This window comes from Pseudomonas sp. SH10-3B (genome assembly GCF_019891415.1).
Lineage (GTDB): Bacteria > Pseudomonadota > Gammaproteobacteria > Pseudomonadales > Pseudomonadaceae > Aquipseudomonas.
The window spans coordinates 1-8,684 of sequence record NZ_JAFLXD010000091.1 but is presented as its reverse complement, the minus strand read 5'-3'; the positions used below and the strand labels follow the sequence as shown (position 1 = coordinate 8,684).

Genomic DNA, 8,684 nt, shown 5'->3' with positions numbered 1-8,684 from the left:
TTTTTGGTTACTTTTGGCGCTCTTCCAAAAGTGACCCGCTGTAAGAGCGGAACCCTAAGCAGCCGTTACCGCAGCAACGGATATGTACTCACCCAACCCCCAAAAAGCGGTCGGCCCGAAGGCCGCCACGGGAGCAAGTCGAATCGTCGCACCGCCCCTCCCACATTTGCTTTGTGTTGCCTGCTGATTACCCCACCCGCAACACAATCTTGCCGATGTGGTCCCCACCTTCCATCCGCGCATGAGCCTGGGCCGCGTCGGTGTATTCGTACACCTTGTCGATGATCGGCAGGCAGCGCCCGGCCTCCAGCACCGGCCACACATACTCGCGCAACTGTTCGGCAATCGCGGCTTTTTCAGCCTTGCTGCGCGCTCGCAACAGCGAGCCGGTGATCACCGCGCGTTTGCCGAGGATGCTCAGCAGGTCGACGTCATTGGCCTTGGCGCCGCCGAGGAAACCCAGCATCACCAGGTGGCCGTCCATGGCCAGGGCCTTGAGGTTGTTGTTGAGGTACGAGGCTCCCATGATGTCGAGGATCACATCCACGCCCTGGCCGTCGGTCTTCTGGGCGATGACCTCGGCAAAATCCTGCTCGCGATAATTGATCGGCTCGCCGCCCAGCTGGGCGATGGCCGCGCATTTGTCGGCGCTGCCGGCGGTGGCGAAGGCCTGGATGCCGAACTCGCGGCACAGCATCAGCGCGGTCGTACCGATGCCGCTGGTGCCGCCGTGGATCAGCACGCGCTGGCCGGTGTGCGCATCGCCGAGGCCGAACAGGTTGGCCCACACGGTGAAGAAGGTTTCCGGTACGGCAGCGGCTTGAATCCAGTCCATGCCTTCGGGGATCGGCAGCGCCTGGCTGGCGGGCACCGTGCAGAACTGCGCGTAGCCGCCGCCGTTGGTCAGGGCGCAGACCTTATCGCCTAGCGCGTATTCGGTCACGCCGTCGCCCAGCGCGGCGACTTCGCCCGCCACTTCCAGGCCCGGCAGCGGGTTCATGCCGGGTTTCATCGGGTACTTGCCGGCGCGTTGCAGGGCGTCGGGGCGATTGACCCCGGCTGCGTGCACGCGAATCAGGATCTCGCCGGGGCCCGCCACCGGTACCTCCGCGCGGCGCGGCTGCAACACCTCGGGGCCACCGGGGGTGGTGATTTCGATCAGGGTCATTTCTTTAGGAAGCGTCATTTCAGATTACCTGCAGCGATGAGCGTATGGGTTGGGACCGTGTCGGACGGTCGACGGTTCAGCAGGCGCATGCCCAGTTCCAGTGCCAGGGCGACCACTATCGCCCCGGCGGCGATCATGAACAACAGCGCATGCTGACCACCGCTGAGGTTGAACAGGGCGGAATAAGCAAACCCCGAGAGCGCCTGGAAAGTCGCAAAGGAGACCGTGGCACGGCTCCACGCGACCTGCTGCTGATGATGGTTGGGGATCAGTTCGTGGACCCGCGCCAGCGCCAACGGCACGATGCCCGGCGGGAAAGAACCGAGGATCACCGCGAGGACCGCCAGGCCAGCCAACGAGCCGGCAAACGGCACCGCACCGACGGCAATCGCCTGCACCACCAGCACCACGCGGATGCTCAAGCGTGCCCCCAGTTTGTCTGCCAGGAACCCGTAAGTGACCGGCCCCACAATCGACCCCAGGCCATACATCACCCAGATCATCGCGCCGATATGCGCCCCGGCCCCCAGGCCACGGGCTACGTAATCCACCAGGAACACCATCGCCGGTACCAGCCCCGCAGCCATAAAGGCGTATTGGGCGAACAGCAGATACACGCCGGAAGGCGTCGCTACGGCCGCGCCGGATGGCGGCGCGTCTTCATGCAGCGTGCCCGAAGGCCAGGCGAACCAGCTGGCGGCGGTCAACACCACGGCCAGCAGGCCCAGGCCGAACCAGGTCTGCTGCAAGCCCAGGCTCAGCAGCGGCGGCACCAGCGTGCCGGAGCCGGCGATGCCCAGGCCGATGCCGAGGAAGATCGCGCCACTGGCCAGGCCCCGGCGTGCGGCCGGTACATGGGGCAACACGGTCGCTGCTACCAGCACCATGATTGCGCCACCGGCAATCCCCGACAGCAGGCGCCACGCGAAGAACCACACCACCGACAGCGGGAAGCCGCAGGCGAAGAACGCCAGGGTCACCGCCACCATCATGATGCGCAGCGCGGTCTTGTTCGAGGTGCGCTGGGCGATGGGCCGCCCGATCAGCGCGCCGATCAGATAACCCACCAGGTTGGCGGCGCCGAGGTACACCACGTCATTGGCGCTGAACCAGTGGGCCTGGATCAGCGACGGAATCAACGGCGTGTAGGCAAAGCGCGCCAGGCCGATGCTGACCAGGCTGGCGCACAGGCCGGCGAAGATCGGCAGCCACACGGAGTGGCGGGGTGGGGCATGAGTGTCGAGCATGATGGCGGTCCTGGGTATTTTTCTCTGGTGCCCAGCATATCCAGGTTTATCGATGCAATAATGCAGCGATTACACGTCATGGCGATGCATATATGCAGCGAAGGGAGTCAGCATGAATTGGGATGATGCACGGGTGTTCCTGGCGGTCTGCCGCGAGTCGACGCTGCGCGGTGCCGCACGGGTATTGGGCGTCGACCAGGCCACCGTGGGCCGACGGGTCAATGCCCTGGAAAAGTCCCTGAGTGCAACGCTGTTCCTGCGCACCTCCGAAGGCTACGCACTGACTGCTGTCGGCGAGGCCGCGTTGCTCTCGGTGGAAAAAATGGAACGCTCGGCGCTCGACCTGGAGCGCCAGATCCAGGGCCTGGATGACCGCCTGACCGGCACCGTACGCGTCAGCACCACCGACTCCCTGGCCATCGACTTCCTGATTCCCGCGATTGCGCGCCTGCACGCCCGGCACCCGGATGTGCGCGTGCAGCTGGATGCGTCGACCCAGTTCCTGAGCCTGGCCAAACGCGAAACCGACATCGCCGTTCGCAACACGCGCCCGGACAGCCCCGACCTGATCGCCCGGCGTCTCGCGCGCTGGCCGGTGGGGTTGTTTGCGTCCCAGGCTTATATCGATCGCCAGGGCGCACCGGAGCCGGGCAGCCTGTTTGAAGGGCATGACCTCGTGGTCTATCAACCGTACCTGCAAACCCAGAAGGACATGACCCTGGTCTCGGAACCCCTGGGCCGTGGGCGCATCGTCGCCGCCCTGAGTTCCAGCCTGCTGGTGCGTCGCTCTATCGCCGCCGGGATCGGCATCGGCGAAATCCCGATCCTCACCGGCGAGCGCGACGGGCTGGTGCGCCTGTGGCCCGCGCGCACGCGGCCGTTGCCCTACGACGTCTGGCTGGTGACCCACGCCGACCTGCGCCACACCGCGCGGGTACGGGCGGTGATCGATGAAATCGTCGCGGGGTTTGCCGGCACCGGGGAGTGAGGTCAGCACACGGTTGCAAGCGTGCGTACCGCTCTGTGGACACAATCGACGTCGATAACGTGTCAACCAACCGGAGCGCATATGAACGAATCAAGACACCAGGACCTGGGGCTGCTGTTTCTGCGGGGCAGCGGGGCTTTGTTCCTGCTGTGGGTGCATGGCTTGCCCAAATTGCTCAACTACAGCGAGCAGTTGAAGCTGATCGAAGACCCGTTTCACCTCGGCGCCCATGTCACCTTGCTGCTGGCGATTTTCGCCGAAGTGCTGTGCCCGCTGCTGATCATCGCCGGGGTGCTGGTGCGCCTGGCGTGCCTGCCGATTCTGGCGGTGCTGTTGATTGCGATGGTGGTGGTGCATCCGGAGTGGACGTTGTTGGAAGGGCAATTCGGCTGGCTGCTGTTGATCATTTTCACCAGCATCCTGATTGCCGGACCAGGGCGCCTGGCACTGGAAAAAAAGGCCGGGTAAACCCACCCCGGTAGGAGCGAGCTTGCTCGCGAAGAACTCGATAGCGACGCGTTAAATCTGATTTACTGCGTCATCGTTGACGATCTTCGCGAGCAAGCTCGCTCCTACAGGGGAGTGGCGTGCCGGCCAAAGGAGCGGGTGTTTCAGCGCTGCAGGAACGCCAGCAGGTCTTCGTTCAAGGCCTGAGCGTGGGTCACGGCAAAACCGTGCGGCGCATCCTTGTACACCTTCAGCTCGGCGCCCTTGATCATCTCGGCAGCTACCTTGCCGGTGGTCTCGAACGGCACGATCTGGTCGCCGTCACCGTGGATCACCAGGGTCGGCACGTCGATCTTGGCCATGTCCGGGCGGAAGTCGGTCTCGGAGAAGGCGGTGACGCAATCCACGGTCGACTTGAGGGACGCCAGCATGGCGATTTGCAGGGTCTGGGTCAGCGTACCTTCGGAAACGACCTGGCCCTTGTTGATGCCGAAGAACGGCGTGTTGAAGTCCGCGATGAACTGCGCACGGTCTTTCAGCAACCCGGCCTTGATGCCGTCGAACACTTCGGTCGGCACGCCCTGGGGATAATCGGGCTTCTGACCGAAGATCGGCGTCACTGCGCCCAACAGCACCAGGCCGGCCACGCGTGCGCTGCCGTGGCGTGCGATGTAGCGCGCGACGTCGCCGCCGCCCATGGAGAAACCCACCAGGGTCACGTCCTTGAGGTCCAGGTGTTCGATCAACTGCGCGATGTCGTCGGCGAAGGTGTTGTAGTCGTTGCCGGTCCACGGCTGGTCCGAGCGACCAAAGCCACGGCGGTCGAACGCGATGGTGCGAAAGCCACGGCTGCTCAGGTATTCCATCTGGTATTCCCACATGTCGGCATCCAGCGGCCAGCCGTGGCTGAACAGCACGGGCTTACCGCTGCCCCAGTCCTTGAAGTAGATCTGGGTACCGTCTTTGGCAACGAATGTGCTCATGGAAAACTCCTTGATTTGAGGGACTGAAAAACCAGACTCACTATTGCCCGAAACCGAGCCAGGGGCTTGTACGGGTGTGCTTGCCTGGGGTTACCAACTGAACTTGAGCTCGACCCCCAGGTAATTGCTGTCATCGCCGCCGGCGTCGCGCAAGGTGCGGCCGACCGCGTAATGCACCGCTTCAACCGCGCCGGTGAGGTTCGGCGTAAACACATAGTCGGTACGCAGCTGACCATAGGCACCGGTCCAGCGTTCACCCTGGCCTGCGGTGCCGGCGACCGGCAGGTTCGGCTGGGTGTACACCGCGTCGCTGGTGGTCTGGCGCCACAACAGGCCGACGGCGGTCTGCACGCTGAGCTTGTCGATGGGCTTGACGGTGATCGACGGTTTGACGTGAATCAGGTTGCTGTAGCCCGTATAGCCGGCCAGGGAAAAATAGTAGCCGTTGGGGAACAGCGGGTTGAACGTGCCGACGGTGCCGTCCCCGGTCTGGCGGTCGCCCGAGGCAATGTCCAGCTGCAGGCCGATGCGCGGTTTCCACGCCAGGCTGTTGAAGGTGTAGCCGGTGCGGCTGCCGCCGGCCCAGGCGCGAATATCCTTGCTGCCCACCGAGCCGCTTTGCAGCATGGCTTCAATGTCCCAGTCGAACCCCTCGGCCGCACCGCCCAGGCGTGCGTCGAACAGATGGCGGGTTTCATCGCCGTCCGCATCCAGATAGTGCGCAGCGCTGCGCTCGTACACGCCGTAGTAGGCCGACAGCTCATTCTTGCCCCCCACCAGCCGCTCGACCCGCAGCATGTGGAAGCGCGCGTCACTGTTGGATTTGTCGTCGAAGTGCCGCCCGTCCTGATACTGCACCGGCTGGCTGGCAATCCCGATAAAGCGCCAGTTGGACGTCTCCCAATCGGCCCACAGCGCATCGAAGGATTGCCGCACATTCGGGCCGTCCCGCGATGAGATGAAACGCTGCAAGTCGAAGGCGAAGTCCTGGCGCCCGACACGCGCCTTGAGCGTGCCACTGGCGAAAGCGTTGACGTATTCGGCAAAGGCCAGGCGCAAATCGACGCGGTTCTGATCGGCGCCGCCGACCGTGGTCTTGTCGTAGGCGCGTACATCTTCGAGTTGGGTGAAGAGCCGCCAGTGTTCATTCAAGTGCAGGTCGGCGTGCACCTGGAAGCGCTGGATCAGGTAGCGATCAGGCTTTACGTCCTTCACCCCAAAACCACTGGCATCATTCATCTCGAAGCGCTCGCGCAGCGTCGCCCCCAATGACAAATAGGTGAACGGGTTGGCGCTGGACAGCGGGATGTACTTCAAGCTGTCCAGCGGCTGCGTGCGCAACGCCGGATCCTTGAGCGCCGACCAGTCCTCCTGCCAGCGGTTGGTCTTGATGGCCGGGCGTGTCGGTTGATCGTCGGCGTGGGCGCTGCCGAGCAGCAGCGGCCACAGCACGGCCAGGCCCCAGCCTGTGCGGCGAATCATTTTGCGGCGTGGAACTGGTGAATTTCCGCGACGTAGCCGCCGGGGAATTCAACCACGGCGCTGCGACGACCCTTGCTGTCAAAGGCCGGCACCAAGACCTTGGCGCCCGAGCCGGTGGCCTTGCCCAACGTTGCCGTCAGGTCAGGCACTTGATAACCGGTGGTCTCGTGGCCGAAGGGGTAGGGCAGTTGGCCGTTGGTGACCAGCACCGCCATGCGCCCGAATGGCGACTCGATATCGACGCGACGGTACGTGCCAGTGGCTTGACCCACATCGACGCCAGGCGCGTGTTTGTCATCGGCCAGGACCTTGCCGTGGGAGAAGCCCAGGAACGCTTTGATAAAGGCGTCAGCGCGATCGGTGGACAGGTACACGCGGTTTTCCGGCACGGTCTGGAATGCCGCGTAGTCCGGGGTCTTGGTATGCCAGTAGAGCTGCATGTTCACGCCACCCGGCCATTGCACCACGGCGTCACGCCCGATCGGGTCCGGGAAGTCGCTGACGATAACGGCGGCGCCGTTTTCTCGCGCGGCTTTGAGCGCCGCGTCCATGTCCTTGACCAGGTAGCCGTTGCGTTCCTGGCCGAACGGGTGCGGGATGGGCGTGGTGAAACCGAACAGCGACACCGTGCCCGCTGGCGTCTGCAGCAGTTGCGAGGTGGTACTGCTCGGCACCGGCAGCACGTTCACCACCACCTGGGGCGTGCTTTTGCCGCCAAAGGTGGCGAGGAAACTCTGGGCGAAACGGTCCACATCCGCCGGGGCCACATAGACGTGGCTGGTGTCGTATTGCGGCGCCACGGCCACGCTCGGGGTTGCCGCAAAGGCATTGCCCATCATTGCGCTCGCCAGCAGCGTCAATGCCACAGATACCTTGATTGCTTTGCTACGCATGCCCACTCTCCAACACTTCTACGCGATTGAAGCCGTGAGGTTAGGGGTAGGGGCGCGATGGAAATTGTACAGGCGTGCTCGGTTGAACGGTTCAGCGTCTATGCTGGTCCACTGACCTCTACCGTCAGATCACACAGGTGAACGAAATGGCCAAGACTTACAGCTACGCCGCCCAGAACGCCAAGGATGCCCTCAAGCCCTTTACCTTCGAGCGCCGCGCGCCGGGGGCGGACGATGTCCAGATCGACATTCTCTATTGCGGCGTGTGCCACTCCGACCTGCACACCGCGCGCAACGAGTGGAACAACACCCTTTACCCGTCGGTCCCCGGCCACGAAATCGTCGGCCGCGTGACGGCGGTGGGTGGCAATGTGAAGAAATTCAAGGTCGGCGACCTCGCCGGTGTCGGCTGCATGGTCGACAGCTGCCAGCACTGCGCCTCCTGCGCCGAGGGCGAGGAGCAATACTGCGAGAGCGGTTTTACCGGCACCTATAACGGCCCGGTGTTCGGCGGTGAAAATACCTTTGGCGGCTATTCGGACAGCATCGTGGTCAAGGAGAAGTTCGTGCTGCGCATCTCCCACGACGATTCCAACCTGGCCGCCGTCGCGCCGTTGTTGTGTGCGGGCATCACCACCTATTCGCCGCTGCATCACTGGAAGGTCGGGCCCGGCAAGAAGGTCGGTGTGGTGGGCCTGGGCGGCCTGGGGCACATGGCGGTGAAGATCGCCCACGCCATGGGCGCCCATGTCACGCTGTTCACCACCTCACCCAACAAACGCGAAGACGGCCTGCGCCTGGGCGCCGATCAAGTGGTGGTGTCGAAGAACCCGGACGAAATGGCCAAGGTCGCCAACAGCCTGGACTTCATCCTCAACACCGTCGCCGCACCGCATAACCTCGATGCGTTCCTCAACCTGCTCAAGCGCGACGGCACCATGACCCTGGTCGGCGCCCCCGACAGCCCGCACCCGTCGCCAACCGTATTCAACCTGATCTTCAAACGCCGCAGCCTGGCCGGCTCGCTGATCGGCGGCATCCAGGAGACCCAGGACATGCTCGACTTCTGCGCCAAGCACGGGATTGTCTCGGACGTGGAAATGATCGACATCCAGGGCATCAACGAAGCGTATGAGCGCATGCTCAAGGGCGATGTGAAGTATCGGTTCGTGATCGATATGGAGAGCTTGAAAAAGGAAAGCCACGCGGCTTGAAAACTGCTCCGGGAAACACTGGGGGCAATGTAGGAGGGGGGCTTGCCCTAATGCCAGTCAGTCAAGGAGAAACACTGTAACTGTGGCGAGCGGGCTTGCCCCGCGTTGGGCTGCGCAGCAGCCCCAGGAAAGAAGAACGCGGTGTATCAGACACTCTGTAGAGGCTGGTTTTGGGGCTGCTGCGCAGCCCAACGCGGGGCAAGCCCGCTCGCCACAACAGCCCTATCTGCCGGGGGGACAGCGTTTAGACAAAGTTGTGTAG

General features: G+C 63.6%; 8 protein-coding genes. 3 read left to right on the top strand and 5 right to left on the bottom strand.

Annotated features, from left to right (window positions below):
* Window positions 1–187 precede the first annotated feature (187 nt).
* Both J1G35_RS30240 and J1G35_RS30235 read right to left on the bottom strand, forming a co-directional pair.
* Entirely contained in the window at window positions 188–1,186 is a 999-nt protein-coding gene (locus J1G35_RS30240) for an NAD(P)H-quinone oxidoreductase (RefSeq protein ID WP_053128797.1), read from the bottom strand.
* The gene (locus tag J1G35_RS30235; protein ID WP_223016835.1) at window positions 1,183–2,415 is read right to left on the bottom strand and encodes a YbfB/YjiJ family MFS transporter; all 1,233 of its coding nucleotides are present in this window, start codon (window positions 2,413–2,415) and stop codon (window positions 1,183–1,185) included. Before J1G35_RS30235 ends, J1G35_RS30240 begins: the two co-directional genes overlap by 4 nt.
* A gap of 112 nt (window positions 2,416–2,527) precedes the next feature.
* Here J1G35_RS30235 and J1G35_RS30230 point away from each other — a divergent pair, with 112 nt between their 5' ends.
* Complete coding sequence (locus J1G35_RS30230; RefSeq protein WP_223016834.1) at window positions 2,528–3,403, top strand: LysR family transcriptional regulator; 876 nt, start codon at window positions 2,528–2,530, stop codon at window positions 3,401–3,403.
* An 81-nt stretch (window positions 3,404–3,484) separates the two neighbouring features.
* The gene (locus tag J1G35_RS30225; protein WP_053128802.1) at window positions 3,485–3,871 is read left to right on the top strand and encodes a DoxX family protein; all 387 of its coding nucleotides are present in this window, start codon (window positions 3,485–3,487) and stop codon (window positions 3,869–3,871) included.
* A 143-nt stretch (window positions 3,872–4,014) separates the two neighbouring features.
* On the opposite strand, the gene J1G35_RS30220 is transcribed toward J1G35_RS30225, so the two are convergent.
* The 3 genes from J1G35_RS30220 to J1G35_RS30210 all read right to left on the bottom strand — a co-directional run bounded on the left by J1G35_RS30220 (window position 4,015) and on the right by J1G35_RS30210 (window position 7,208).
* The gene (locus tag J1G35_RS30220; protein WP_053128803.1) at window positions 4,015–4,833 is read right to left on the bottom strand and encodes an alpha/beta hydrolase; all 819 of its coding nucleotides are present in this window, start codon (window positions 4,831–4,833) and stop codon (window positions 4,015–4,017) included.
* Between the two features lie 90 nt (window positions 4,834–4,923).
* On the bottom strand, window positions 4,924–6,315 hold the full coding sequence (locus J1G35_RS30215; RefSeq protein WP_223016833.1) for an alginate export family protein: 1,392 nt from the start codon (window positions 6,313–6,315) through the stop codon (window positions 4,924–4,926).
* Window positions 6,312–7,208, bottom strand: coding sequence for a glyoxalase (locus J1G35_RS30210; RefSeq protein ID WP_223016832.1), 897 nt, complete (start codon window positions 7,206–7,208; stop codon window positions 6,312–6,314). Before J1G35_RS30210 ends, J1G35_RS30215 begins: the two co-directional genes overlap by 4 nt.
* 146 nt (window positions 7,209–7,354) lie before the next feature.
* Between J1G35_RS30210 and J1G35_RS30205 the strand changes: the two genes are divergently transcribed.
* Complete coding sequence (locus tag J1G35_RS30205) at window positions 7,355–8,422, top strand: NAD(P)-dependent alcohol dehydrogenase (protein ID WP_223016831.1); 1,068 nt, start codon at window positions 7,355–7,357, stop codon at window positions 8,420–8,422.
* Window positions 8,423–8,684: the final 262 nt, after the last annotated feature.

Coding starts and splice junctions, on each gene's coding strand:
- J1G35_RS30205 (WP_223016831.1), top strand. CDS start 7,355: ATGGCCAAGACTTACAGCTACGCCGCCCAGAACGCCAAGGATGCCCTC.
- J1G35_RS30220 (WP_053128803.1), bottom strand. CDS start 4,833: ATGAGCACATTCGTTGCCAAAGACGGTACCCAGATCTACTTCAAGGAC.
- J1G35_RS30240 (WP_053128797.1), bottom strand. CDS start 1,186: ATGACGCTTCCTAAAGAAATGACCCTGATCGAAATCACCACCCCCGGT.
- J1G35_RS30210 (WP_223016832.1), bottom strand. CDS start 7,208: ATGCGTAGCAAAGCAATCAAGGTATCTGTGGCATTGACGCTGCTGGCG.
- J1G35_RS30230 (WP_223016834.1), top strand. CDS start 2,528: ATGAATTGGGATGATGCACGGGTGTTCCTGGCGGTCTGCCGCGAGTCG.
- J1G35_RS30225 (WP_053128802.1), top strand. CDS start 3,485: ATGAACGAATCAAGACACCAGGACCTGGGGCTGCTGTTTCTGCGGGGC.
- J1G35_RS30235 (WP_223016835.1), bottom strand. CDS start 2,415: ATGCTCGACACTCATGCCCCACCCCGCCACTCCGTGTGGCTGCCGATC.
- J1G35_RS30215 (WP_223016833.1), bottom strand. CDS start 6,315: ATGATTCGCCGCACAGGCTGGGGCCTGGCCGTGCTGTGGCCGCTGCTG.